At 64.1% G+C, this 24,465-nt stretch carries 24 protein-coding genes; 4 read left to right on the top strand and 20 right to left on the bottom strand.

Translation table 11 applies throughout. The annotated features are described in order from the left end of the window. The 6 genes from ATN37_RS09420 to ATN37_RS09445 form a co-directional block, all read right to left on the bottom strand. The gene (locus tag ATN37_RS09420) at window positions 1-1,308 is read right to left on the bottom strand and encodes a dihydroorotase (protein ID WP_003944990.1); all 1,308 of its coding nucleotides are present in this window, start codon (window positions 1,306-1,308) and stop codon (window positions 1-3) included. A 26-nt stretch (window positions 1,309-1,334) separates the two neighbouring features. Then, complete coding sequence (locus tag ATN37_RS09425; RefSeq protein ID WP_003944883.1) at window positions 1,335-2,279, bottom strand: aspartate carbamoyltransferase catalytic subunit; 945 nt, start codon at window positions 2,277-2,279, stop codon at window positions 1,335-1,337. Next, complete coding sequence (pyrR, locus tag ATN37_RS09430) at window positions 2,276-2,917, bottom strand: bifunctional pyr operon transcriptional regulator/uracil phosphoribosyltransferase PyrR (protein ID WP_003944977.1); 642 nt, start codon at window positions 2,915-2,917, stop codon at window positions 2,276-2,278. Before pyrR ends, ATN37_RS09425 begins: the two co-directional genes overlap by 4 nt. 173 nt (window positions 2,918-3,090) lie before the next feature. After that, window positions 3,091-3,588 (bottom strand): transcription antitermination factor NusB, encoded by a 498-nt coding sequence (nusB, locus tag ATN37_RS09435; RefSeq protein WP_007728014.1) that lies wholly within the window; start codon window positions 3,586-3,588, stop codon window positions 3,091-3,093. Next, window positions 3,589-4,152, bottom strand: a complete 564-nt coding sequence (gene efp / locus ATN37_RS09440; RefSeq protein ID WP_003944958.1) for an elongation factor P — start codon at window positions 4,150-4,152, stop codon at window positions 3,589-3,591. Window positions 4,153-4,186: 34 nt separating this feature from the next. Next, entirely contained in the window at window positions 4,187-5,281 is a 1,095-nt protein-coding gene (locus ATN37_RS09445) for a Xaa-Pro peptidase family protein (protein WP_003944812.1), read from the bottom strand. A gap of 111 nt (window positions 5,282-5,392) precedes the next feature. Between ATN37_RS09445 and ATN37_RS09450 the strand changes: the two genes are divergently transcribed. After that, a complete protein-coding gene (locus tag ATN37_RS09450) occupies window positions 5,393-6,001 on the top strand; it encodes a B-4DMT family transporter (RefSeq protein ID WP_019748369.1) in 609 nt (202 codons plus the stop codon). Between the two features lie 87 nt (window positions 6,002-6,088). Here ATN37_RS09450 and aroQ read toward each other — a convergent pair whose 3' ends face one another. The 11 genes from aroQ to ATN37_RS09505 all read right to left on the bottom strand — a co-directional run bounded on the left by aroQ (window position 6,089) and on the right by ATN37_RS09505 (window position 17,960). Then, window positions 6,089-6,517 carry a type II 3-dehydroquinate dehydratase gene (gene aroQ / locus ATN37_RS09455; protein WP_003944916.1) on the bottom strand — a complete coding sequence of 143 codons (429 nt, stop codon included), beginning with the start codon at window positions 6,515-6,517 and terminating at the stop codon, window positions 6,089-6,091. After that, window positions 6,514-7,623: a 3-dehydroquinate synthase gene (gene aroB / locus ATN37_RS09460; RefSeq protein WP_003944873.1), complete on the bottom strand. Its 1,110-nt coding sequence runs from the start codon at window positions 7,621-7,623 to the stop codon at window positions 6,514-6,516. The genes aroQ and aroB overlap by 4 nt, the downstream gene beginning before the upstream one ends. A 25-nt stretch (window positions 7,624-7,648) precedes the next feature. Further along, the gene (locus ATN37_RS09465; RefSeq protein ID WP_030536425.1) at window positions 7,649-8,158 is read right to left on the bottom strand and encodes a shikimate kinase; all 510 of its coding nucleotides are present in this window, start codon (window positions 8,156-8,158) and stop codon (window positions 7,649-7,651) included. 13 nt (window positions 8,159-8,171) lie between these two features. Further along, on the bottom strand, window positions 8,172-9,359 hold the full coding sequence (aroC, locus tag ATN37_RS09470) for a chorismate synthase (RefSeq protein ID WP_003944974.1): 1,188 nt from the start codon (window positions 9,357-9,359) through the stop codon (window positions 8,172-8,174). A 111-nt stretch (window positions 9,360-9,470) separates the two neighbouring features. Further along, a complete protein-coding gene (locus ATN37_RS09475) occupies window positions 9,471-10,169 on the bottom strand; it encodes a S1 family peptidase (RefSeq protein WP_064688263.1) in 699 nt (232 codons plus the stop codon). 225 nt (window positions 10,170-10,394) lie between these two features. Then, a complete protein-coding gene (locus tag ATN37_RS09480; protein WP_064688264.1) occupies window positions 10,395-11,018 on the bottom strand; it encodes an A24 family peptidase in 624 nt (207 codons plus the stop codon). 80 nt (window positions 11,019-11,098) lie between these two features. Beyond that, window positions 11,099-11,938, bottom strand: coding sequence for a shikimate dehydrogenase (locus ATN37_RS09485; protein WP_047270380.1), 840 nt, complete (start codon window positions 11,936-11,938; stop codon window positions 11,099-11,101). After that, complete coding sequence (gene mltG, locus ATN37_RS09490) at window positions 11,928-13,238, bottom strand: endolytic transglycosylase MltG (protein ID WP_042445689.1); 1,311 nt, start codon at window positions 13,236-13,238, stop codon at window positions 11,928-11,930. Before mltG ends, ATN37_RS09485 begins: the two co-directional genes overlap by 11 nt. Next, window positions 13,235-13,768, bottom strand: a complete 534-nt coding sequence (ruvX, locus tag ATN37_RS09495) for a Holliday junction resolvase RuvX (protein WP_003944838.1) — start codon at window positions 13,766-13,768, stop codon at window positions 13,235-13,237. The genes mltG and ruvX overlap by 4 nt, the downstream gene beginning before the upstream one ends. A gap of 2 nt (window positions 13,769-13,770) precedes the next feature. Beyond that, entirely contained in the window at window positions 13,771-16,443 is a 2,673-nt protein-coding gene (gene alaS, locus ATN37_RS09500; protein ID WP_064688265.1) for an alanine--tRNA ligase, read from the bottom strand. Between the two features lie 77 nt (window positions 16,444-16,520). After that, window positions 16,521-17,960: a replication-associated recombination protein A gene (locus ATN37_RS09505; RefSeq protein ID WP_374103511.1), complete on the bottom strand. Its 1,440-nt coding sequence runs from the start codon at window positions 17,958-17,960 to the stop codon at window positions 16,521-16,523. 96 nt (window positions 17,961-18,056) lie between these two features. Here ATN37_RS09505 and ATN37_RS09510 point away from each other — a divergent pair, with 96 nt between their 5' ends. After that, window positions 18,057-18,437 (top strand): nuclear transport factor 2 family protein, encoded by a 381-nt coding sequence (locus tag ATN37_RS09510; protein WP_003944973.1) that lies wholly within the window; start codon window positions 18,057-18,059, stop codon window positions 18,435-18,437. Between the two features lie 71 nt (window positions 18,438-18,508). On the opposite strand, the gene ATN37_RS09515 is transcribed toward ATN37_RS09510, so the two are convergent. The 3 genes from ATN37_RS09515 to aspS form a co-directional block, all read right to left on the bottom strand. Beyond that, a complete protein-coding gene (locus ATN37_RS09515; RefSeq protein ID WP_030536429.1) occupies window positions 18,509-19,690 on the bottom strand; it encodes a kinase in 1,182 nt (393 codons plus the stop codon). 191 nt (window positions 19,691-19,881) lie between these two features. Then, a complete protein-coding gene (locus ATN37_RS09520; protein WP_007728045.1) occupies window positions 19,882-20,847 on the bottom strand; it encodes a DUF389 domain-containing protein in 966 nt (321 codons plus the stop codon). A gap of 18 nt (window positions 20,848-20,865) precedes the next feature. Further along, on the bottom strand, window positions 20,866-22,674 hold the full coding sequence (gene aspS / locus ATN37_RS09525) for an aspartate--tRNA ligase (RefSeq protein ID WP_081557837.1): 1,809 nt from the start codon (window positions 22,672-22,674) through the stop codon (window positions 20,866-20,868). Between the two features lie 163 nt (window positions 22,675-22,837). Between aspS and ATN37_RS09530 the strand changes: the two genes are divergently transcribed. Together ATN37_RS09530 and ATN37_RS09535 are read left to right on the top strand one after the other, a co-directional pair. Next, window positions 22,838-23,761: a neutral zinc metallopeptidase gene (locus tag ATN37_RS09530; RefSeq protein WP_003945028.1), complete on the top strand. Its 924-nt coding sequence runs from the start codon at window positions 22,838-22,840 to the stop codon at window positions 23,759-23,761. Between the two features lie 74 nt (window positions 23,762-23,835). Continuing rightward, window positions 23,836-24,465 (top strand): helix-turn-helix domain-containing protein, encoded by a 630-nt coding sequence (locus tag ATN37_RS09535; protein ID WP_007728048.1) that lies wholly within the window; start codon window positions 23,836-23,838, stop codon window positions 24,463-24,465.

Consider the following 24,465-nt stretch of genomic DNA (forward strand, 5'->3'; position numbering starts at 1 on the left):
CTACTCCTCGCTACTCCGCAGCCGCACATTCCCGTCGTGTGCGGTGATGCGGCCACGTAACAGTGTGGTCGTGACCCGAGCGGGCAATGTCATCGACTCGTACGGAGTGTTATGCGCGACACTCGCCAGGTCGGGACCGTGGACCGTCCACTCGGCCGACGGATCGACCAATGTCAGGTTCGCGGGCTCCCCCACCTCGATGGGACGGCCCTGATCGTCGAGGCCCACGATTGCCGCGGGGCGCTCGCTCATGACCCGGGCAACACCGCGCCAGTCCAACAGGCCGGGCTGGACCATCGTCTGCACGATGATCGAGAGTGCGGTCTCGAGGCCGAGCATTCCAGGGCGAGCGGCTGCGAACTCGCAGCACTTGTCCTGCTCGGCGTGCGGAGCATGGTCGGTCGCGACGCAGTCGATGATTCCCTCGGCCAGACCCTTGCGCAGCGCGGCAACATCACTGGCCTCACGCAAGGGCGGGTTGACCTTGTTGATCGCGTCGTACGTCTCGAGCCGTGAATCGTCGAGGAGCAGGTGATGCGGGGTGACCTCGGCGGTGATCGAAATCCCTTGGCTGCGAGCCCACTTCACGAGTTCGACGGTTCCGGCGGTGGAGGCGTGGCAGATGTGAACGCGGGCGCCGGCGTCACGCGCGAGCAGTGCGTCGCGGGCCACGATCGATTCTTCGGCTGCGCGCGGCCATCCGGCCAGGCCGAGACGCGCGGCCGTGGGGCCCTCGTGGGCGACCGCACCGACGGTCAAGCGCGGCTCTTCCGCGTGCTGGGCGATCAGGACGCCCAGTGAGCTGGAGTATTCGAGCGCGCGACGCATGATCAGTGGGTCGTAGACGCAGTGGCCGTCGTCGGAGAACATCTTGACCTTGCCGACGCCTGCGGCCATGGTCGCCATCTCGGCGAGTTGCTTGCCTTCCAGGCCTGCTGTGACTGCGCCGACGGGGTGGACGTCGACGAGGCCGACTTCCTGCCCGCGTCGCCAGACGTGATCGGTGATGACCACCGAATCGGCGACGGGACTCGTGTTGGCCATCGCGAAGACCGCGGTGTATCCACCCAGAGCCGCTGCCGAGCTTCCGGTTTCGATGGTCTCGGTGTCTTCGCGGCCGGGCTCACGCAGATGTGTGTGCAGGTCCACGAAGCCGGGAAGCAGGATCTGCCCGCCGGCATCGATCACCTCGGATGCCGTGGCCGGATCGAGGTCCACGCCGATCTCGAGGATCGTGCCGTCGCCGACGAGTACGTCGGTGGGCTCACCTTCTCCGTAGATCAGGACTCCGCGGAGCAGGACACTCACGGGTGATTCTCCGTTCTCGTTTCTGGTCACAGCGCACCGTCCTCCGACCCGACCAGCAGTCGGAACAAGACAGCCATGCGCATGTGTACGCCGTTGGTAACCTGTTGCAGTACAGCAGTTTTGGAGGAATCGGCAACGGCGGATGCAATCTCCATGCCGCGCAGCATCGGGCCGGGGTGCAGGACCACCGCGTGATCGGCCAGCATCGCCAGCCGCTTCTCGGACAGGCCGTAGTTGATCGAGTACTCGCGCTGCGACGGGAAGAAGCCACCGTTCATGCGTTCGGCCTGAACACGCAGCATCAGCACCGCGTCGAGTCCGGGCAGTTCCGCGTCGAGCGAATGCGAGACCGTGACCGGCCACGTGTGCGCACCGACCGGCAGCAGTGTCGGCGGCGCAACAAGAACAACCTCGGCACCGAGCATCGAGAGCAGCAGTGCGTTGGAGCGGGCGACACGGCTGTGCAGGATGTCGCCGACGATGGCGATCCGCTTGCCCTCGATGTCGCCGAGACGCTGGCGAAGGGTCAAAGCGTCGAGAAGCGCCTGAGTGGGGTGCTCGTGCGTGCCGTCACCTGCGTTGATGACTGCCGGGCCACCGTCGTCGGCCGCTCCGGTCCACTTTGCGATCTGGTGGGCGGCGCCCGAAGCCGGGTGGCGCACGATGAGTGCGTCGGCACCGGCCGCGCGCAGGGTCATCGCGGTATCGCGCAGGGATTCACCTTTGGACACCGAGGAACTGGATGCGCTGACATTGATGACGTCGGCACTCATCCATTTGCCTGCCACCTCGAAAGACACCCGGGTGCGCGTCGAGTTCTCGAAGAACACCGTCATGACCGTGCGTCCGCGCAGCGTCGGGAGCTTGCGTACCTCTCGTCCCAGAAGTGCCTGCTCGAACCGTTCTGCCTCGTCGAGAAGTTCTACCGCGGACTCACGATCGAGGTCCGCGATGGAAAGTAGGTGCTTCACGCGCTCTTACCCCCGGAGATGACTACCGCTTCCCTGCCGTCGTGCTCCTGGAGGAGAACCTTGACGTCCTCGGACCTCGCGGTCGGGACGTTCTTGCCGACGTAGTCGGCGCGCAGCGGGAGTTCGCGGTGACCACGATCCACGAGCACTGCGAGTTGGACCGCGCGGGGGCGGCCCAGATCGCGCAACGCGTCAAGTGCCGAGCGCACGGTGCGACCGGAGAAGAGGACGTCGTCCACGAGAACGACCAGCGCATTGTCGACGCCACCTTCGGGGACGGACGTGCGCTCGAGCGGGCGGTGCGGCTTGTTCCGGAGATCGTCGCGGTAGAGGGTGATGTCGAGAGATCCGATGGGAAGTCGCACACCGGAGAATTCTTCGATCTTGGCGCGCAGTCGCGTGGCGAGGGTGGTTCCACGCGTCGGGATCCCGATCAGGACCACACGAGGGGCAGTTCCCTCGGGTCCGTCGAGTGCGGTCTTCTCGATGATCTCGTGAGCGATCCGCGCGATGGTCCGGCCCACATCCTGGGCGGACAACAATTCGCGGGTTTCGCTACCTGCCTCGGCACCGACCGGCGCCTTCGAGTTACCTGGACCTGCAAGATCGGATGGGCGAGACCCTTCGGGCACGCTCATGCAGCGACCTCCTTCTCCGCCTCACTGGACGGATCGTTAAAGGATGTCTGACGGTCCCCACCCTATCAGCCGACAGACCTGATCCCGCCGTGCGAGCAGCGACTCCGACCGGTTGTGTGCAGACACACAACGCGCTCGGTGACACTCGCACGGCGGTGGTGGAACAAAACTTGCTACTCGGTACCCGAATCCGATTCCTGCGCGCGCTGGGAGGTCGCGGCCGCAGCCGATCGAACCTGCGGCGCAACGAGAACGACCTGGCCGAGGATTCCGTTGACGAATCCCGGAGAGTCGTCCGTCGAGAGCTGCTTCGCGAGTTCAACGGCCTCGTCCACGGCGACAACCGGCGGAACGTCCGTCGCGTGGAAGAGCTCCCACACGGCGATACGCAGAATCGCACGGTCGACGGCGGGCAGACGCTCGAGCGTCCAGTCCTGCAGATGCGAGGAGATGACCTGATCGATCCGGTCCAGATTCTCCGCAACGCCGGACACCAACGTGACGGTGTAGGCCGCGACGGGTGCTACCGCGTCGTCCTTGACGGACAGATCGGAACGCTCCGACGCCAGTGCGACCGGATCGAGGTCACGTGCCTCGGCTTCGAAGAGGAAGTCGACGGCACGCTTGCGCGCCTTGTGGCGTGCACCGAGTTTCTTATGTGTGCCGGACACTCAGGAATTCACACGCCCGAGGTAGTTGCCGTCACGGGAATCGACCTTGAGCTTGTCACCGGTGTTGATGAAGAGCGGGACGTTGATCTCGGCACCGGTCTCGAGGGTGGCAGGCTTGGTGCCGCCGGTGGAGCGGTCGCCCTGCAGGCCCGGATCGGTGTGCTTGACGACGAGCTCGACGGTGACCGGAAGCTCGACGAAGAGGGGAACGTCTTCGTGGGTCGCGACCTGGACTGCCATGTTCTCGAGCAGGAAACGCGACTGGTCGCCGACGGTGGATTCGCTGATCGACACCTGGTCGTAGGTGTCGCCGTCCATGAAGATGTAGTCGCTGCCGTCGTGGTACAGGTACGTCATGTCACGACGGTCGACCGTGGCGGTCTCGACCTTCACACCGGCGTTGAACGTCTTGTCCACTACCTTGCCCGAGAGCACGTTCTTGAGCTTGGTGCGCACGAAGGCAGGGCCCTTGCCGGGCTTGACGTGCTGGAACTCGATGATCGTCCACAGCTGGCCTTCGATCTGCAGAACCAGACCATTCTTGAAATCACTGGTGGAAGCCACTTGCTTCGCGTCTCCTAGGGGTCGGGAAACCGTCTCAGACGACGGTAAGGTCTTTTGCGGTCAGTGTGAGCAGCTCTGGCCCCTGCTCACGAACAACGAGCGTGTCCTCGATCCGTACACCTCCGCGCCCGGAGAAGTACACGCCCGGCTCGACGGTCACCGCCGCGCCGGAAAGAAGTGTACCGGTGCCGAGCTTGCCGATCCCCGGTGCTTCGTGGATTTCGAGCCCCACACCGTGGCCGAGGCCGTGCAGGAACAACTCGCCGTAGCCTGCATCGTCGATCACCGCACGGGCGACGGCGTCGACTGCCGCACATTCGACACCCGGCGCGAGCGCGTCGCAACCGGCAGCTTGCGAACGCGCGACGAGCTCGTAAATCTCCCGTTGCCAATCGGAAACGGACTCGAGCACGTAGGTCCGTGTCATGTCTGAGTGGTACCCACCGACCTGGGCGCCGAAGTCGAGTTTGACGAAGTCACCCGACGCCAGGATCGCGTCGGTCGGTCGGTGATGCGGAATCGCCGAGTTGGCGCCGGCCGCCACGATCGTCTCGAAGGAAATACCGTCCGCCCCGTTGTCGAGCATCAGATTCTCCAGCTCGCGGCCGACCTCTCGTTCCGTTCGGCCAGGTCGCAGGCCACCGCGAGCGATCAACTGCGCCAACGCGACATCGGCTGCGGTGCACGCGGCTCGCAACAACTCCACCTCGTACTCGTCCTTGACCATGCGCAATTGTTCGACGAGTCCGCTCACCGGTTCGAACCGGATCTTCGGCGCTGCTTCGGTCCAAGCCCGATGTTCGGCGAACGTCGCCACATGTGACTCGAACGCGAGAACGGGCGCCGTGGACTTCTCGATTAAGTGCGCAGCACTCGAACGGGCGATTTCGGCCCGAAGGTCCGGCACCTGCTCTGACACCTGCGTCACGTAGCGGCCGTCGGTGCAGATCACCGTCTCACGCTCGTCGGACGCTGAATCCGATGCACTGACGACGAGCGCCGCATTGGAACCGGTGAAACCGGTGAGGTATCTGATGTTGAGGAGATCTGTGACGAGAATCGCGTCGAGTTCGCGCTCCGAGAGGAGGCGTCTGAGGGATTCACGGCGTGTTCTGAAGTCGACCGGCATCCCTCGAACCTACCGCCCGCGCAGACCTGCCGATCAACTCGAAACTCGCGGTTACAGCAATAACTGTGGGTTAGGCCACAAGGTGTAATGGGTTCTAGTTAGGCTGTACCCATGAATGCGTGGTTGGTACGTGGCCTCGGCATGGCCCTGATACATGTTGTGTTTCGTGCGTTGCTCGGTGCAGCGATCGCACAGTGGCCACTTCAGGGGTCCACCCTGCGCTGGCTGTCCCTGTTGATCGTCATCGTCTTCGCCGCGATCTGGGGTGGTATCGACGGCATTCGTGACCGCCGGAACTTCCCCGAACCAGAGGACGGCGCCGATCTGACCATGCTGTGGCTCAAGGCCGCATTGGTCGGCGGGTTCGTCGCCGGCGCTGCAAGCTGGGCACTCAGCCTCGTCCCCTCCCTCGAACTGACCCAGCAGGGCTTGTTCTTCGAGGTGACCTCCGGTGCGGCGTTCACGATCCTTCTCATCTTCGTCCCCGCCATGATCGCCATCACCGTCGGACGCTTCTTCGTCAGCCGTGAACAGCGCAAGAACGGAACAGCTCCGCAGACCCCGTCCCACGAGCGTCACCACGAACCGGTGCCCGTCAGCGAGGGCTACGACTCCCCCACCGAGCAGCACGCATACAGCGGAGCCGCGATGTCCGTCGAGGAATCCGACGCCGATACAGCGGTCTTCCCGGCGATCGATCTGGGCAAGCGCGAGCAGTAACGCCCACCGTCCACACAACCGAATGCGGCCCCGAGGATATTCTCCTCGGGGCCGCATTCGTGTGACTGTTTTTTCGACTTGCCTCGTTCAGCCTCGCTCGGCGAGGAACCTGATCGCCAGCGGATACGCGGCGACGCCGAGTCCGACGATCACTCCGGTCGCAATCGGACTCAGGTAGGAGTGGTGCCGAAACTCTTCTCGCGCATGAACGTTCGAGATGTGTACCTCGACGAGACCTGCGGTCAGTTCGGCGCATGCATCTCGCAGGACCACCGACGTGTGCGTCAAGCCACCGGCATTGAGGATCACCGGTTCCCCCGCGTCCGCCGCGTCGTGGATCCAACCGAGCAGATCGCCTTCGTGATCGCTCTGACGGACGATCACCTCGACACCGAGCTCCTTGCCTGCCGCGACGCACAATTCGATCAGATCGTCGTGTGTGGTCGCGCCGTAGACCTCGGGCTGACGCTTACCCAGACGCCCCAGATTGGGTCCGTTGACGACGTTGATCCTCACAGCAGGACCGTTCCGCCGGCCGGCCGCGCATCGCGGGCAATCGCGGAGTACGCCGCAACCAGCAGACTCGGATCCGGCCCCTCGAGGCGACCCGGCTTGGCCAGTCCGTCGAGGACCACGAAACGCAGCAGTCCGGCACGGTTCTTCTTGTCGGTCTGCATTCCCTTCATCAGATCGCCGAACGCATCACCGTCGTACGACGTCGGCAGCCCGACGAGATCGAGGATCGACTTGTGACGATCCGCGGTGGCGTCGTCGAGTCGGCCCGCGAGCCGTCCGAGTTCGGCAGCGAAGACCAGGCCGACGGAGACAGCGGCACCGTGGCGCCACTTGTAGCGCTCACGACGTTCGATCGCGTGGCCGAGGGTGTGGCCGTAGTTGAGGATTTCGCGCAGATCCGACTCGCGCAGATCCGCGGCCACGACCTTGGCCTTGACCTCTACGGAGCGCCGAATCAACTCGGGCAGAACAGTTCCCGACGGATCGAGAGCTGCCTTGGGATCGGCTTCGATGAGATCCAGGATCACCGGGTCGGCGATGAATCCGGTCTTGATGACCTCGGCCATGCCGGCAACGATCTCGTTGTGCGGCACAGTCTCGAGCGTCGCGAGATCGATGAACACCGCTCCCGGCTCGTGGAACGAACCGACGAGGTTCTTGCCCGCTTCGGTGTTGATACCGGTCTTGCCGCCCACTGCTGCGTCGACCATCGCGAGCAAGGTGGTGGGGACGTGAACTACCTTGACACCGCGCATCCACGTAGCCGCGACGAAGCCGGTGAGGTCGGTCGCCGCTCCCCCGCCCAAACTCATGATCGCGTCGCTGCGAGTCAGGCCGATCCGGCCGAGCACGTCCCAGCAGAAGCCCGCCACAGCAAGATCCTTGCCGTCCTCGGCATCGGGGATCTCGATACGGTGGGCGTCGATTCCCTTCTCCGCCAACGCAGCCCGTACGGCCTCCGCGGTCTCTGCCAGCGGCGGCTGATGGAAGATCGCGACAGTGCGCGCGCCGTCGAACTCGGCAACGAGATCACCGAGCAGGCCGCGGCCGATCACGACCGGGTAAGGACTTGCGGTCTTCACCTCTACACGTACGGGTTCGGTCACTGCTCCACTACTCCGCTCCGGTTGTTCATTTGTCTTGAAGTTTCGACACCAGTTGCCCGACGACACGCGCCGGACTTCGGCCGTCGGTCCGAATCCGAATCGTGGCCGAACGCCGGTACAGCGGACGACGACGCCTCATCAACTCCTGGTACTTGACCTTGGGATCTCCGCCGGCCAGCAGCGGGCGATGATTGTTCGCCCCCGTGCGGCGAAGCCCTTCGGCGACACTGATCTCGAGGTAGATGACCGTGTGCCCCTGGAGCAGTTCGCGCGTGCGATCGGAGAGGATCGCACCACCGCCGAGCGAGACGATTCCGTCGGTGGCCTGCAACGCTTCGCGAACCACCGATTCCTCGATCTCACGAAACCGAGGCTCTCCGTCATGGGTGAAGATCTCCGGGATCGTCCTACCCGTGGTCCGTTCGATCTCGGCGTCGGTATCGACCAATTCGAGTTCGAGTGCCTGCGCGAGACGTCGACCGATGGTCGATTTGCCGGCACCGGGCGGACCGATGAGTACAGCCTTCGGCTTCATCGATACGTGAGTCCTATCGAGGCGGTCGGGCTGCGATGCCCTCGGCGTAACGACGGTAGTTGGCAGTGGTTTCAGCAATGGAATCACCACCGAACTTTTCGAGTGCGGCCTGAGCCACGACGAGCGCGACCATCGACTCGGCGACGACGCCGGCGGCCGGAACCGCGCACACGTCGCTGCGCTGGTGGATGGCAACCGCTTCCTCGCCGCTCTCCATGTCGACCGTCGCCAGAGCGCGCGGAACCGTCGAGATCGGCTTCATCGCGGCGCGAACTCGAAGAGCCTCACCATTGGTCATGCCACCTTCGATTCCGCCTGCGCGGTTCGTGGAGCGCACGATGCCGTCCGGGCCCGGGCGGATTTCGTCGTGAGCTTCGCTGCCACGACGGCGCGCGGTCTCGAAGCCGTCGCCGACCTCGACACCCTTGATGGCCTGAATTCCCATGAGAGCAGCAGCAAGTCGTGAATCGAGACGCTCGGCGCCGCTGACGAAAGTGCCGAGTCCGACCGGCAGGCCGTGGATGACGACCTCCACGACGCCACCGAGGGTGTCGCCGTCCTTCTTCGCCGATTCGATTTCGGCGATCATCGACTCTTCTGCAGCCTTGTCGAATGCGCGGACCGGGCTCGCGTCGATCGCGTCGAGATCCTTGCCCTCCGGCACGGGTCCGACGTACGGCTCGGAAGCACCGATGGAAATAACGTGTGAAACGACCTCGGCACCGAATACCTGACGCAGGAAGGACCGTGCGACGGTTCCAGCGGCCACGCGGGCTGCGGTCTCGCGAGCGCTGGCGCGCTCGAGGACGGGACGCGCGTCGTTGAAGCCGTACTTGAGCATGCCGCTGTAATCGGCGTGTCCGGGACGCGGGCGCGTCAACGGGGCATTGCGAGCCTGATCGGCGAGCAGGTCCGGGTCGACCGGGTCGGCGGACATGATGGTTTCCCACTTGGGCCACTCGGTGTTGCCGATCTCGATGGCCACGGGGCCACCGAGCGTAAATCCGTGGCGGACACCGCCGATGATGGTGACCTTGTCGGCCTCGAACTTCATCCGTGCGCCACGGCCGTAACCGAGTCGACGACGGGCAAGTTCGGACGAGATGGCCTCAGAGGTCACTTCGACCCCCGCGACCATGCCCTCGAGCATCGCGACGAGGGCGGGACCATGGGATTCTCCGGCAGTTATCCAACGCAGCACGCCGACCATCTTTCCACGTCGCAGACCTCAGTTGTCACAGTGGTCCTCCCGGTGAACACAGATGGCCCACACGCACGAGGCGTGTGGGCCATCTCAGAGGTACCTGTGGGTCTAGAACAGGCGGAATCCTCCACCGATTGCGTTGATGTCAGCCAAACCGATGTTGATGTCCGCCGAGTTGTCGGGAGCGTGGAACGGCGGCGGAAGCGGCTCGAAGCAGTACGGCGGGTAGCCGTTGCTGATCAAGCCCACCAGGCGGTCACCGACGACGAGCGGTCCACCGGAATCACCGGGAATCGAGCACGTGTGCTCGACGATCTCACCGTAGACGGAGTCGTAACCCCAGGTGATACCGCACGTGTTGCCGGTCGAACGGCCTTCCTTGCACACGATCGTGCCCGGTGCCGGCGGGGCGCCGATTCCGTTGATCGTCGTGCCGCCGACGGTACGCAGCGGAGCTACCTTGGCGTCGTCGAGATCGATCACGGCGATGTCCGAGACCGGACTCGAGTAAGAGAACCGACCGATGGGTCCGGCCTCGGGCAGGTACTCGGCGAACACCCGGTCCCCGACAACTCCGCAGTGTCCGGCGGTGAGTGCCACGAGAGAACCGGCGTTGTCGTAGCCGACCGCGGTCAACGTGCATGCTGCAACTCGGTCAGGATCGGAGTGATCCACGTCCGGCAGCAGGATTCCTGAGCCCCCGCCCAGTGCCACCGATGAAGGTGCAGGCGCGGCGCCGGCGACGCCCGCTCCTGCAGCCACAGCCGCCAAACAGGCTGCCGCAGCGACGAAAAGCCTTGTGCGCATAGGTTCCCCCGATAATCGAGTGCGAAACGAGATTCGTTTTGTCCCATTTCCGAAACCTCAGTGAACGTCAGGGTGTGGACATTCGGCAAGTCCGACTCGCCGCATACTGGGACCGCGCGCTGGCAATACCCGCATTTATGAAACCGACGGTTACGTCTTTCCTGCACTTCACCGTCCGTCGTTGAACGGTCAATAACGCCAGACTTCTCGCGGATGTTGCACTCGTCACGTCAGCCAGGCAAACGCAATCGAACCGCAGGCTGCCAGGCACATCGAGGGTCCGTGCGCAATGGGCGAATTGTGGGCTACCGGCCCTCGTCTTCGCAGTTCCAGCGCGGTGCCCAGCGTTGCGGTGAGCACCGACGCAGACACCAACGACCACAGCCAGGCGTCCGCTCCCACCAATCCGGTCACGGCGCCCAGAGGAAGCGAGAGCTTCACATCGCCGACACCCATGGAACCAGGCGACATCACGTGCGCCAGGAGGTGGATTCCGGCGAGCAGTGCCGACCCCACCGCCGCCACCCACACCGTTCCCGACACCGTCGCGTAGACCATCACGACGGCGTAGCCCTGCAGCGTGAAACTGTTGGGCAGCCGACGCACAGCCAGGTCGACAGTCGAGATCGCGACGCACCACCACACCACGGCGAGACCGGAAAGTAACTGCACCACCGAGGTATTCAGCGCACCGACGACAACCCAGCCTGTTGCGACGGCGCACTGCGGCACACAACAGAAAGTCACGACTGGTCGATAACCGTGTCGCCGCAACCAATTGTCGACGATCGCCCGAGCACCGAAACCAGCGATTACCCCAGCGCCTGCCAAGACCACCAACATCCACATGGTTTCGAGCTTGGCGTCTGGCGTTCACCAGCGGCAGACTACGAATCGCCTTGTGGACTACCTCGACACTGTGAACAGAGCTAGGCGATAGCGGCTGCCATCGCCTCTCGCGGAGCGGGCTTGCCCGTGAACTGCTCTACCTGCCCGAAGGCCTGATTGAGCAACATCTCGAGGCCGCCGATCACCGTGCCACCAGCCGCCTCGACAACCGAAGCGAGTGGCGTCGGCCAGGGGTTGTATATCGCGTCGAGGACAAATCGCGCCTTCCCCAATTGCTGGGCAAAGGGCGCTGCCGCTTCCGCGGGAACGGTACTGACCAAGACCGAGGATTCGGCGCAGATCCCGCCTAGCCGTGCGTCGTCGAAGGCGACCAAATCAATGTCCAACCCGACAGCACCGCCGCATTCGATGGCACCGGATGCGCGCCCCGGATCACGCGCGACCACGGTGACTGTCCGAACTCCCATGTCGGCCAACGCGACCAATGCCGGCCGCGCGGTGCCGCCCGCGCCGACAACTACCGCCGAAGTGCCGCTGAGATCGCCGACACCGCCGGCGATCAACGCACCGCTGACTCCGTCGACGTCCGTGCAGTCGGCACGCCAACCGCCGTCGATGCGAACCAGGGTGTTGGCCGAGCCGATGGTCACCGCTCGCGGTGTGCGTTCGGTGGCATATTCGAGTGCTGCGATCTTGCCCGGCATCGTCACCGAGAGGCCGATCCACTCGGGGCCGAGTGAGTCGACGAGGGCAGGCAACTGCTCGCCGGTGCATTCGATCCGCTCGTAGGTCCAATCACTCAGCCCCAAAGCCGCGTACGCCGCAAGATGCAGCAACGGGGACTTCGAGTGAGCGATCGGGCTTCCGAGAACTGCCGCCTTACGTGGCGTCGCGAGCGAAGTCGCGGTACTACCGTCCACTGTCGAGAATCCCACTTTGCTGTGCCAGTTCGATGTTGGCCAAATGCTCCTCGTAGCTCTTGGTGAAGAGCGTCTGGCCTTCCTTGTTGATCGTGACGAAGTACAACCAGTCACCGGCCGCCGGCGATTCCACGGCCTTCAGCGCGTCGATGCTCGGCGAAGCGATGGGCGTTGCAGGCAGACCCGGCATTGCGTACGTGTTCCACGGCGTGACGCGCTCACGGTCGGCATCCGTGGTTGCGACCTCGGTGGTGTCGAGTGAGTAGTTGACCGTGGAGTCGAACTGCAGAGGCTGATCGACTGCGAGTCGGTTGACGATCACCCGCGCGACCTTGGCCATGTCTGCGGGCAACGCCTCACGCTCGACCAGCGACGCTGCCACCAACAACTGGTACGGAGACATTCCGACCCCGCTGCCGGCTGTCAGAATTCCCGTGGCCTCGTACTTGGCGGCGCTACCCTCGACCAACGACCGCAGGATCTCGGTGGGCGTCGCAGTGGGATCGAAATCCCAACTGCTGGCGGCGATCAGGCCTTCGAGCTGACGGTCCTTGTCCGGCACGCTCTTGACCGACGACATCGCCCATTCGGGCACGCCGAGCGAAGCCAGATCGGAAGATGCTCCCGCAGTGTTCAATTCGTCTGTCGAGACACATTTCTGAGCGGAAACCGGGCCGACACAACTCGCCTCGGAAATGAGGTTGTAGATGCCCTTCTTGAGCGAGCCGGTCTGCGCGTCCGAACTGTCGTGCAGCTGACGCCCTTCGGCGATGACAACACTGCCGACTCGGGAGTCCGGGGCAACCAAGGTGTCGAGTGCGCTCGCGGCGCTACTCTGCACCGGCACCTGGTAGAAGCCGGGTTGCACCTTCTGGATCTCCGACGGATTGGCGATCGCCGCGTTGTAGAAAGCAGCGGAACTCGCGACGACGTTTTTCGCCTCGAGCGTCGCACCGATCTCCGATGCAGTTTCTCCACTGTTGATCTGGATGACCACGGGTGCGCCGCCGGGGCCGGCAAAATCCTCCGCGGTCTTGTTGCGATCCATGTACCAGAGAGCGCCGTATGCACCGACACCGAGGACTGCGATCACCAACACCAGCAGGGCGAGAACGCCGACCTTCTTGCCACGCTTGGCGCGCTTGTTGCGCGCTTCGCGTTGCTTGCGTGCCTCGGCTCGCGACATATGCGGCGGATCGATGTTCTGCGGCAGTGCACGCATGACCATGGTCTCGTCGTTGTCGAAGTCGAACGAACTGGTGGGCCGGCTTCCGCCGCCCTCATCCCACCGCGCGTTCACAGATCGCCCTCCAGTGCAGCGTCCTTCGACGACTCCCCTGGTTTCACAGCTCTACTCCGCTCGTCCAGCCAGCCTTGCAGGATTTCCACCGCCGCAGCCTGATCGATCATCGGTCGCTGGCCGCGTGCCTTGACTCCACTTTCGCGGAGATTGCGCGCAGCCGTGACGGTCGTCAGTCGTTCGTCGGACAGTCTCACCGGAATCGGTTCGACGGCCCGCTGCAGTCGTTTGGCGAATGCAGTCGCGATACCGGCGGCTTTACCTTGCTCACCGCGCAGCGTCTGTGGCAGTCCGACGATAACCTCAACGGCCTCGTATTCGGACACGATGGCGATAATGCGCCGGATATCCGGCGCGTCGGGCCCACGCTCCTTCGAGCGTGGAACCGTTTCCACCGGTGTCGCGAGGATGCCGTCGGGGTCGCTGGACGCGACGCCGATGCGAACACTGCCCACGTCGATGGCGATGCGCCGCCCGCGACCAGGGTCGTCGATGCCGGGGCGATCGGGACCCTGCTGCGTAGCCACCACCGTCAGCTGCCGCCCGCCAGCTCTCCGACTCTGTCCCGGATCGCATCGAGCGCCGCCGGGATTCCTGCGGAGTCCGAACCCGAACCCTGGGCCATGTCGGGCTTTCCGCCGCCGCGGCCACCGATCTTGGGACCGAACGACGCGACCAGCTCACCGGCCTTCACACCGAGACCTTGAGCTGCCTTGCTCGAGGCGACCACGAACGGAACCTTGCCGTCGACATCACCGAGCAGAGCTACGACGGCAGGTTCGGAGCCGAGGCGACCCTTGATGTCCGTGACGAGGCTGCGCAGGTCGTTTCCGCCGACTCCGGCGGGAGCAGGCTCGGCGATGACGAGGACACTGCCGATGCGCTTGGCCTTGGCGACGTACTCGCCTGCCGACGCCAGCACAGCCTTGGCCTTGGTCTGCTCGAGTTCCTTCTCGGCCACCTTGAGTCGCTCGACGAGCGCCTCGACGCGGGCGGGCACCTCTTCCGAAGGAACCTTCAGCGAGGAGGAGAGTCCGGCCAGGAGCGCGCGTTCCTTGGCGAGGTAGCGGTAGGAGTCCAAACCGACGTACGCCTCGACGCGTCGGATTCCGGAGCCGACCGACTGCTCACCGAGCAGCGTTACCTGACCGATCTGTGCGGAGCTTCCGACGTGAGTGCCACCGCACAGTTCCATCGAGAACGGGCCGCCGATTTCGACGACACGAACCTCGTCGCCGTAGTTCTCACCGAAGAGTGCCATCGCACCCATCGCCTTGGCCTTGTCGAGATCCGTGACAAATGTGTTGACCGCGTAGTTCGACGCCACGGCTTCGTTGGTGAGTGCCTCGATGTCCTGCTTCTGGGAGTCGGACAGCGCGCCCTGCCAGGAGAAGTCGAAGCGGAGGTAACCCGGCTTGTTGAGTGAGCCCGCCTGAACGGCGTTGGGGCCGAGCACCTGACGTAGCGCCGCGTGCACCATGTGGGTACCGGAGTGCCCCTGGGTTGCACCCTTGCGCCACTCGGCGTCGACGTGCGCGAGCACGACGTCGCCCTCGGTGATCTCACCCTTCTGCACCGTCACCTTGTGCGTCCAGACCTTCTTGGCGATCTTCTGCACATCGTTGACCTTGGCTTCGAGGCCCGGAGCGGTGAGCGAACCGATGTCGGCGATCTGTCCACCGGACTCTGCGTAGAGCGGGCTTCGGTCGAGGATGACCTCGACGTCCTGACCGGCCCTCGCTACCGGGACACGGACGCCGTCGACGATCAGTGCGAGGACGTGAGCCTCGGAGACGAGCTCGTCGAAACCGGTGAACTCGGTGGCGCCTCGGTCGAGCAGTTCCTTGTAGACCGTGAGGTCGGCGTGGGCGTGCTTACGAGCCTGAGCGTCGTCCTTGGCGCGCTTGCGCTGCTCGGCCATGAGCGTGCGGAAGCCGTCCTCGTCCACGGTGAGACCGGCCTCGGACGCCATCTCGAGCGTGAGGTCGATCGGGAAGCCGTAGGTGTCGTGCAGTGCAAACGCCTGATCGCCGGCGATGACCGACTTTCCGGACGACTTGACCGTCTCGGCAGCATTCTCGAACAGAGCAGAACCCGAAGCCAGCGTCTTGAGGAACGCGGTCTCCTCGCCGACGGCAACGTTCTCGATGCGCGTGAAGTCGGTTTCCAGAACCGGGTACGACGGCGCCATCGTGTCGCGGACGACGATCATGAACTCGCGCATGGTGGGCTGCTCGCTGCCGAGCAGTTTGGCCGAACGCACGATGCGACGCAGCAACCGGCGCAGGACGTAGCCGCGGCCGTAGTTGCCGGGGTTCACACCGTCGGCGATCAACATCGCTGCGGTGCGTGCGTGGTCGGCGATGACGCGGAAACGGACGTCTGAAGTGTGGTCGGTCCCGTAGACACTGCCGGTAAGTTCGGCGGCCTTGTCGATGACGGGGCGGAGAAGATCTGTCTCGTAGACGTTTTCGACGCCCTGCAGGAGGAACGCAACGCGCTCGACGCCCATGCCGGTGTCGATGTTCTTCTTCGGCAACGGTCCGAGGATCGGGTAGTCGCCCTTGTTGGTGCCCTCGCCGCGCTCGTTCTGCATGAACACGAGGTTCCAGATCTCGATGTAGCGATCCTCGTCGGCTTCGGGGCCACCCTCGACGCCGTATTCGGCGCCGCGGTCGTAGAAGATCTCCGAGCAGGGGCCGCACGGCCCGGGAATGCCCATGGACCAGTAGTTGTCCTTCATGCCGCGGCGCTGGATGCGCTCTTCGGGCACTCCGACCTCGTCGCGCCAGATCGAGAATGCTTCGTCGTCGTCGAGGTAGACGGTGGCCCACAGGCGCGTGGGATCGATGCCGTACCCGCCGTCCTCGACCGAACCTGTCAGCAACTGCCAGGCGTGGGAGATGGCTTCCTTCTTGAAGTAGTCACCGAAGGAGAAGTTGCCCGCCATCTGGAAGAAGGTGTTGTGGCGGGTGGTGATGCCGACCTCTTCGATGTCCAGGGTGCGGACGCACTTCTGCACGGACGTCGCCCGTGAGTAGGACGGCGTCTGCTGCCCGAGGAAGAACGGCACGAACGGAACCATGCCCGCGTTGACGAACAGAAGGTTCGGGTCGTCGAGAATCAGCGAGGCGCTGGGCACCTCGGTGTGGCCGGCCTTGACGAAGTGGTCGAGGAATCGCCTGCGGATCTCGTGGGTTTGCACTAACCGGTCCTTACCTTCAAGAGCGTCGAGCTATGGGTGTCCAGACTAACGCGTCGGCCGGTGGAACCTGGCAGGCGTCAGCCACGAACTATTCGGCGAAGTTTGCTCACCCGATCGGCGATCTCCCGCTCGTTGCCGTGCGCGGTGGGCTGGTAATAGTCGACACCCACCAGATCGTCCGGTGGATACTGTTGCCGCAGAACACCATCACGTGTGTCGTGCGGGTACTTGTATCCGACTGCGTTGCCCAATTGCTCGGCACCCTTGTAGTGCCCGTCACGCAGGTGCGGCGGTACCAGTCCGGATTTTCCGGCGGCCACGTCGGCCATGGCCGCGCCGAGTGCGGCGATGACCGCACCCGATTTGGGAGCCGTCGCCAGATGAATGGTGGCCTGTGCCAGCGCCAGACGAGCCTCCGGCATACCGATCAGCTGCACTGCCTGCGCCGCGGCAGTGGCAGTTTGCAGCGCCATCGGATCAGCCATGCCGATGTCTTCGCTGGCGTGAACCACCAGACGCCGTGCGATGAAGCGAGGGTCCTCGCCCGCGGTCAGCATCCGTGCGAGGTAGTGCAGGGCGGCGTCGACGTCTGATCCACGAATGCTCTTGATGAATGCACTGATGACGTCGTAGTGCTGATCTCCGGCACGGTCGTACCGAACCGCGGCCTTGTCGACACTGGCCTCGACGGTCGCGAGGTCGAGCACCACCGGGCCCGGAGCGTCACCTGCGGTGTCCAGTGCAGCTCCGGCGGCAGCCTCGAGTGCCGTCAGGGCTCGGCGGGCGTCGCCGGCCGCCAGACGAACGAGGTGTTCCATCGCGTCGTCGTCGATCGTGATCGCTCCGCCGAACCCGCGTTCGTCGGCGACAGCGCGCTCGAGCAGTTCCTGGACATCCGCAGCGGTGAGCGATTGCAGTTGCAGGACCAACGAGCGCGACAACAGAGCGGAGACGACCGAGAACGACGGGTTCTCGGTGGTCGCGCCGACCAAGAGCACGATGCGGTTCTCGACCGCGGCGAGCAAGGCGTCCTGCTGGGTCTTGGAGAAGCGATGAACTTCGTCGATGAACAAGACGGTTTGTTCGCCGTTCAGCAGGCGGCGGCGCGCGAGTTCGATGACACCGCGGACTTCTTTGACTCCGGCGGACAGAGCCGACAGAGCCTCGAACCGGCGGCCGGTAGCACCCGAGATCAACGATGCGAGCGTGGTCTTGCCGGTGCCGGGAGGTCCGTACAGAAGTACCGATGCGGCGCCGGACCCCTCGACCATTCTGCGGAGTGGCGCGCCGGGCCCGAGTAAGTGCTGTTGACCGACCACTTCACCAAGAGTGAGCGGACGCATGCGGACAGCCAGAGGAGCACCGGGCGGCACCGAGGACAGGGCGCGCTCGGCTACAGACACGACATCTGGTTCGTCGACGATCGCGGATTCCTCCGGAGTTGCCTCGAACAGGCCGTCTTCCGCCACCACGCCGTCTTTCGCCCCCACACTGTCTTCCGCCTGCCAATCGCTCACGAATCGACGCTACTAGAGACCACCGACGCCCGACACAATCCGCTGTTCCGCCAGCCCTCACCCAGTCGTGAATCCGCATTGGATAGCGTTGTCGCCATGAGCACCTCCGAGATCGCCACCGTCCTCGCGTGGCACGATGCACTCAACTCCCAAGACGTCGACACTCTGCTGCAGTTGTCGAGTGACGACATCGAGGTAGGCGGCCCCAAGGGCGCGAGCCAGGGACTCGCTGCCCTGCGCGAGTGGGCCACCAACGCCGGCATCACGCTCGTCCCCGGAAAGATGTACGTCCACCACGGCGTGGTCGTCGTCGAACAGACCGCAACGTGGGCGGCCGAACCGGACAAGTCAGCGACCCTGGCCTCTGCTTTCCGAGTCGTGGCCGACCAGGTGACGTCGACGTTCCGGCATCCCGATCTGGCGACGGCGCTCGCGGCGACGGACCTGTCCGAGAACGATCTGGTCTCCGACAACTGAGCGGACTCGACCGAGAAAGGGCGCTCGTGCTTCGTGCACGGGCGCCCTTCTGTGTGTGATAGGTCAGGGCCTCAGCTGAACTCGGTCCGCAGCGCCGCCACGACGTCGCGGGCGTGTGCCTCGACGGCGTCGTTGCCGGCGAGCTGAGCCGAGCGTGCGAGCCTGGCCCAGCGTCCGACCAGTGCGTCGGCGCGTGGAATCGAGAGATAATGTTCGCGGACGGCGGCGATACGCGAATGATCCTCGGGCAGGTACAGATAGGTACTGAGCCAGACCCAGATGAGTTGGGCCTCGACGATCCTGCGCCCCAATTCGGCCTCGTCGGCCAGGGCGGGCCACATCCCCACGACCTCGGCCCGCCAGGCATCGACCATCGCCGACGCCCGCTCTTCGGTCAGGTCGATGTTGCACAGGCAGCCGGGAAAAGACACCAACGCGTAGGTGATGTCGAGGAGGGCGTCGCGGTAGCCACCCCACTCGTAGTCGAGGAACTGCACGCCGTCGTCGTTGACGATGATGTTGTCGGGGCACAAGTCCGACGGACTGAAGGCACGGAACCGACCGCCACTGAACAGTGTCTGCGCGTGCTGAACCTGCTCGAGAATGTCCGAACTCACATCGATCCCGAGACTTTCCACCAACATCGCGGGAACACCGGTCACTGCGCGTCCCACCTGATCCGCAACTTCATCGGAGCAATGGGCAACCTCGGCTCGACGCAGCAGTGCGGTGAAGTCGTCCTCACGGCCGACGGTCGCGGCGTGCATGCGTCCCATTGCCTGAGCCATGGCCATCAACGTGTAAGTGACGGTGTCCGGGTCGGAGTCTTCGAGTCGGACGCTGATTGCGGTGGCGTCGCCGAGATCACTCAGGATCAGGAGGCGAGCATCGAGGTCGGACGCCAACAGTTCGGCGCCGGGGCGTGCGTCCTTGGCAAGCGCGTTGGCGAACTGATACGACACCGCTTCACGAAGGAATGCGGTCTCGACGTCGAAGTCACCTTCGGACGCGGCCGGGAGCGCTATCGCTGTTTTGGTAGCTCCCTGGAAGTTGTCGCGGACCTGCTTGATCACCAAAGTTCGGGGCAGGGAGAACGGGTTCTCGGCGACGCGAACGCGCAGCACGACGGTGCGGCCACTCCCCCCGAGATCTACGGGATCCACCAGGGTTACGGGTGCCCCTGTGCGGCGTGTCAGCAACTGCTCAGCAGCTGCGACGACTTCGGAAACGGGGTCTGCCAGTAATGCGGTCATCACCGACCAACTTACCCGTTAGTGACTCCGATCATGCCCAGCTCGTCCGCTCGCAGCGGAGAATTCAAGGCCTCACAGCAACAGAAATTGCCGACTACCTGCGGTGATGACAAAAGTCCCCAATCGCCACACCGGCACACAGTTCTCTCGAGAATTTTGCTGTCGGTGAGCAGAACTCCGAACCTGCGACGTCATGGAGTTTTGTCCTCGTCGACAAATCGAGAAATGCCTTTCAACGCTGCTTCGAATTCCTCGTCGGCCCGGGTTCTGAGCCAGAGAACAAGCACGCAGGCAGTGACGATCCCGAGCAGGTTGACAGCCAGTTGCAGAGACGACAACCCGGCGATCCGCCATTCTCCGTTTGCTGCCGCAACCACCGCGAAACCGGCGGCAGGAACCGTGGTGACAGAGATGAACACCCCGACCAAGGCAGCGGACTTCGACGAGACGAGTGCCAGCATCCCAGCCGCACCGGCAAGAAGCGCGACGACAAACGAAATGGGCCCGACCTTGTATACGAAATCGACCTCGTGGAGTGACTCGAGACTGACGACGTCCATCCATCCGAAGAACTTCACCACGAACGTTGCGGCAAGCGTCACGCCCATCGCGATGGGGAATCCGACGGCAAGCGCGAGAATCGAACGCCGACGCAACCGTCGATCCCGCCGTACGAGTGCGACTGCCAAAGCAGCCAGCGGACCGAACTCCGGACCGACGACCATGGCGCCGACGATCGTGATCTGAGAGTCGGTCACGACGCCGATCGCGGCCAGCAGACACGCAATGGTCAGGAACGCGACGAACAATCCGTTGAGAGTCGACTCTTCGCGAGTGCGGGACAGCAATTCCTCCCACACGACGGAATCCGCGGGATCACCAGGCACGTCACGCTCGGCTTTGCGCGCCGCCGCCGACAACACCGTCTCGACCGGTACGAGCGTCATTCCGCCGTCCTCGGCGACGCCGAGTTCGTTCAGGGCATCGACGACGTCGTTTGCCGCCTCACGGGCGACGTCGGCCTCCACCATGTCGCCGGCAGGATGAACCGCGACATCGCGCATCACGACGATGTGTGTCGCGCCCCGCTGCGACGCGAGCGCACCGAGAACTTGCTCGGTGCGCTCGGTCGGGCAGATCACCCGCAAATGCAGCATGGCGATCCGGTGTCGGCTCTACTTGGCTTCGCCGGTGTCGCCTTCGGACTTCTTGTCCTCTGACTTCTTCTCGGGCTTCGCGTCGATACCCGATTCCTTGCGCTGCTGAGCCGAGATCGGTGCCGGAGCATCCGTCAGCGGGTCGACGCCGCCGCCGGACTTCGGGAACGCGATGACCTCACGGATGGAATCCATGCCGGCGAGGAGCGCGGTGATGCGGTCCCAGCCGAATGCGATTCCGCCGTGCGGCGGCGCACCGAAGGCGAAGGCGTCGAGGAGGAAGCCGAACTGCTCCTGCGCCTCTTCCTCGGAGATACCCATCACCTTGAACACTCGTTCCTGAATGTCCTTGCGGTGGATACGAATACTGCCGCCGCCGATCTCGTTGCCGTTGCAGACGATGTCGTACGCGTAGGCGAGAGCGGAATCCGGATCGGTGTCGAACGTGTCGAAGAACTCCGGCTTCGGCGACGTGAACGCGTGGTGCACGGCGGTCCACGCGGAGTGGCCGAGAGCGACGTCACCGGATGCAGTGGCGTCGGCGGTCGGCTCGAACATCGGAGCGTCGACGATCCACACGAAGGCCCACGCGTCAGGATCGATGAGGTCCTTCTTGCGGGCGATCTCACCACGGGCAGCGCCGAGGAGAGCGCGCGTCGACTTCGTCGCGCCCGCTCCGAAGAAGATGCAGTCACCCGGCTGGGCTCCGACGTGAGCCGCCAGGCCCTCGCGCTCGGCGTCGGTCAGGTTCTTGGCAACGGGACCACCGAGAGTGCCGTCTTCACCGACCAACACGTACGCCAGACCCTTGGCCCCACGCTGCTTGGCCCATTCCTGCCAGGCGTCGAGTTGCTTGCGCGGCTGGCTTGCACCGCCGGGCATCACGACGGCGCCGACGTACTCCGCCTGGAACACGCGGAACGTCGTGTCCTTGAAGAAGTCCATGCACTCGACGAGTTCGATGTCGAAACGCAGGTCCGGCTTGTCGCTGCCGTAACGACGCATTGCCTCGGTGTAGGTCATGCGGTCGATCGGCGTCTTGATCTCGTGGCCGACGAGCTTCCAGAGCGCCGTCAGGATTTCCTCGGCGAGCAGGATGATGTCGTCCTGGTTGACGAAAGCCATCTCGATGTCGAGCTGAGTGAACTCGGGCTGGCGATCGGCGCGGAAATCCTCGTCGCGGTAGCAACGTGCGATCTGGTAGTAGCGCTCGATGCCGCCGACCATGAGGAGCTGCTTGAACAGCTGCGGGCTCTGCGGCAGTGCGTAGAAGCTACCGGGCTGAAGGCGCGACGGCACCAGGAAGTCACGGGCACCCTCGGGCGTCGAGCGCGTGAGCGTCGGAGTCTCGACCTCGACGAACTCGTGATGCGCGAGAACGCCGCGCGCTGCAGCACTTACCTTGGAGCGCAAGCGAATTGCGGAGCCGGGGCCTTCACGACGCAGGTCGAGGTAGCGGTACTTGAGGCGCGCTTCTTCGCCGACCTGATCGTCGAGCTGGAACGGAAGCGGTGCGCTTTCGTTGAGAACCTCGAGTTCTGTGGCGTTGACCTCGATCGCTCCGGTGGGGATCTCGAAGTTCTGGTTGCCCTCTGGGCGAACCTCGACCGTTCCGGTCACGCGAACGCAGTATTCCGCGCGCAGACGGTGCGCCTGCTCGGCCACGTCACCTGCCCGGAAAACTACCTGCGCAACTCCGGATGCATCACGGAGATCAATGAAGATCACTCCGCCGTGATCACGACGCCTGGCTACCCAACCGGTGAGCGTTACGGTCTGCTCTGCCTGCTCGGGTCGCAATGAACCGGCGAGATGTGTGCGCAGCACGGGATTCCTTTCGAACTACTTCCAATAACCGACGACCGACTACTTTGCCTGCGATCCTACGGAGCGAACTGCACAGAGCGGAAACGCGGACCCGCATCGCATGCGAAGCTATCTCCAGAAGTGACGGCAAGCACTTGTTCACGACAGCAGAAAGCGGACATAGATGACCTTCAACGAGGGGGCCCGCGGCGAAGCGGGACGCGTTCAGGTTCAAGGCGGCGGGGGTGGCGGTGGCCGCGGCGGCAAAATCGCGATCGGCGGTGGCGCGGGCGGCATTATCGTTCTGATCCTGGCGCTGTTGTTCGGCGGTGACCCCGGCTCACTCCTGGGTACGTCTACCGAGACTTCGAGTTCGTCGACCGGACTGTCGTCGGTCGACGAGTGCACCGGCGCTCAGGCAAACGCCGATGTGAACTGCCGCGTCACACTGACCGTCGGAAGCCTCGACGACGTTTGGGAACAGCAGTTGGTCAAGCAGACCGGCACGGCGTACGTGCGACCCGAAGTCATTCTGTTCAGCGGTTCGGTCAACACCGGTTGCGGCCAGGCGTCTAGTGACGTCGGTCCGTTCTACTGCCCGGCCGACCAGACTGCGTACTTCGACACGAGTTTCTTCCAACTACTCGTCGACCGTTTCGGTTCCAGCGCCGGACCGCTCGCACAGGAGTACGTGGTCGCGCACGAGTTCGGACATCACATCCAGAATCAGCTCGGCGACATCGGCCGCGCGCAGGCCGACCCGCAGGGTGAGCAGTCGGGTGCGGTTCGCACCGAACTCCAGGCCGATTGCTACGCAGGCGTCTGGGCACATTTTGCGGACACGATTCCCGATCAGGCGACCGGTCAACCGTTCCTGAAGCCCTTGTCAAAAGACGACATTCGCGACGCGTTGTCCGCCGCCTCGTCGGTGGGCGACGACCGTATCCAAAAGTCCACGACCGGTCGGGTCAACCCTGAAGGTTGGACACACGGCTCCTCCGCACAGCGTCAGGCGTGGTTCATGACCGGATACCAGACCGGCCAGATTTCGTCGTGTGACACGTACTCGGCGCGGGATCTGAACAACCCGCCCGACCTCAAGCGATAGCGAATCTCCGAAACCATCCCACCGACAATTTTTTCTGTCTTGACAGATTTAGTTGTCGGTGGGATGGTTTTCTCATGTTGGACGTAGCAGTCATCGATCGCCCCGGAGCTGCCGAGGCGTCGCTCGATCCGATTCGGCAACGGATTCTGGCCGAATTGGCGGTGCCGGGATCGGCATCCTCGCTGGCGCCCCGGATCGGGCTGACACGCCAGAAGGTGAACTACCACCTGCGCACTCTCGAAGACCACGGACTTGTCGAGCTCGTCGAGGAACGCAAGCGAGGCAACATGACCGAGCGAATCATGCAGGCCAGTGCCGCGTCGTACGTCATATCCCCTGCCGCCATGTCGGCGCTCGCCCCGGACCCGGGCCGGTTCCCCGATCAACTCTCGGCGCGCTGGCTCGTCAGTCTCGCAGCGCGGATCGTCCGAGAGGTCGGCGAACTGATCGCCGGAGCAACTGCAGCCGGAAAACCGTTGGCGTCCTTTGCCATCGACAGCGACATCACCTTTGCCACGGCGGCCGACCGTGCCGCCTTCGCCGGCGAACTCGGCGAGTCGATCAACTCACTCGTCGCCAAGTATCACGACGGCAATTCCGAAGGCGGACGCAAACACCGCCTCGTTGTCGCCCTGCATCCCAGCCTCACCACACCCCAAACCATCACAACCCAAGCGATCGACGCGCCCGAAACGGAGAAGTAG

This window comes from Rhodococcus sp. MH15, from assembly GCF_019266045.1.
Taxonomy (GTDB): Bacteria; Actinomycetota; Actinomycetes; order Mycobacteriales; family Mycobacteriaceae; genus Rhodococcus_F; species Rhodococcus_F qingshengii.

Excerpts from the sequence above, each read along its gene's own strand:
- pyrR (WP_003944977.1), bottom strand. The coding sequence starts at position 2,917 with ATGAGCGTGCCCGAAGGGTCTCGCCCATCCGATCTTGCAGGTCCAGGT.
- ATN37_RS09445 (WP_003944812.1), bottom strand. The coding sequence starts at position 5,281 with ATGCCGGTCGACTTCAGAACACGCCGTGAATCCCTCAGACGCCTCCTC.
- ATN37_RS09450 (WP_019748369.1), top strand. The coding sequence starts at position 5,393 with ATGAATGCGTGGTTGGTACGTGGCCTCGGCATGGCCCTGATACATGTT.
- ATN37_RS09465 (WP_030536425.1), bottom strand. The coding sequence starts at position 8,158 with ATGAAGCCGAAGGCTGTACTCATCGGTCCGCCCGGTGCCGGCAAATCG.
- ATN37_RS09475 (WP_064688263.1), bottom strand. The coding sequence starts at position 10,169 with ATGCGCACAAGGCTTTTCGTCGCTGCGGCAGCCTGTTTGGCGGCTGTG.
- ATN37_RS09480 (WP_064688264.1), bottom strand. The coding sequence starts at position 11,018 with ATGTGGATGTTGGTGGTCTTGGCAGGCGCTGGGGTAATCGCTGGTTTC.
- ATN37_RS09510 (WP_003944973.1), top strand. The coding sequence starts at position 18,057 with ATGAGCACCTCCGAGATCGCCACCGTCCTCGCGTGGCACGATGCACTC.
- ATN37_RS09515 (WP_030536429.1), bottom strand. The coding sequence starts at position 19,690 with ATGACCGCATTACTGGCAGACCCCGTTTCCGAAGTCGTCGCAGCTGCT.
- ATN37_RS09520 (WP_007728045.1), bottom strand. The coding sequence starts at position 20,847 with ATGCTGCATTTGCGGGTGATCTGCCCGACCGAGCGCACCGAGCAAGTT.
- ATN37_RS09530 (WP_003945028.1), top strand. The coding sequence starts at position 22,838 with ATGACCTTCAACGAGGGGGCCCGCGGCGAAGCGGGACGCGTTCAGGTT.
- ATN37_RS09535 (WP_007728048.1), top strand. The coding sequence starts at position 23,836 with ATGTTGGACGTAGCAGTCATCGATCGCCCCGGAGCTGCCGAGGCGTCG.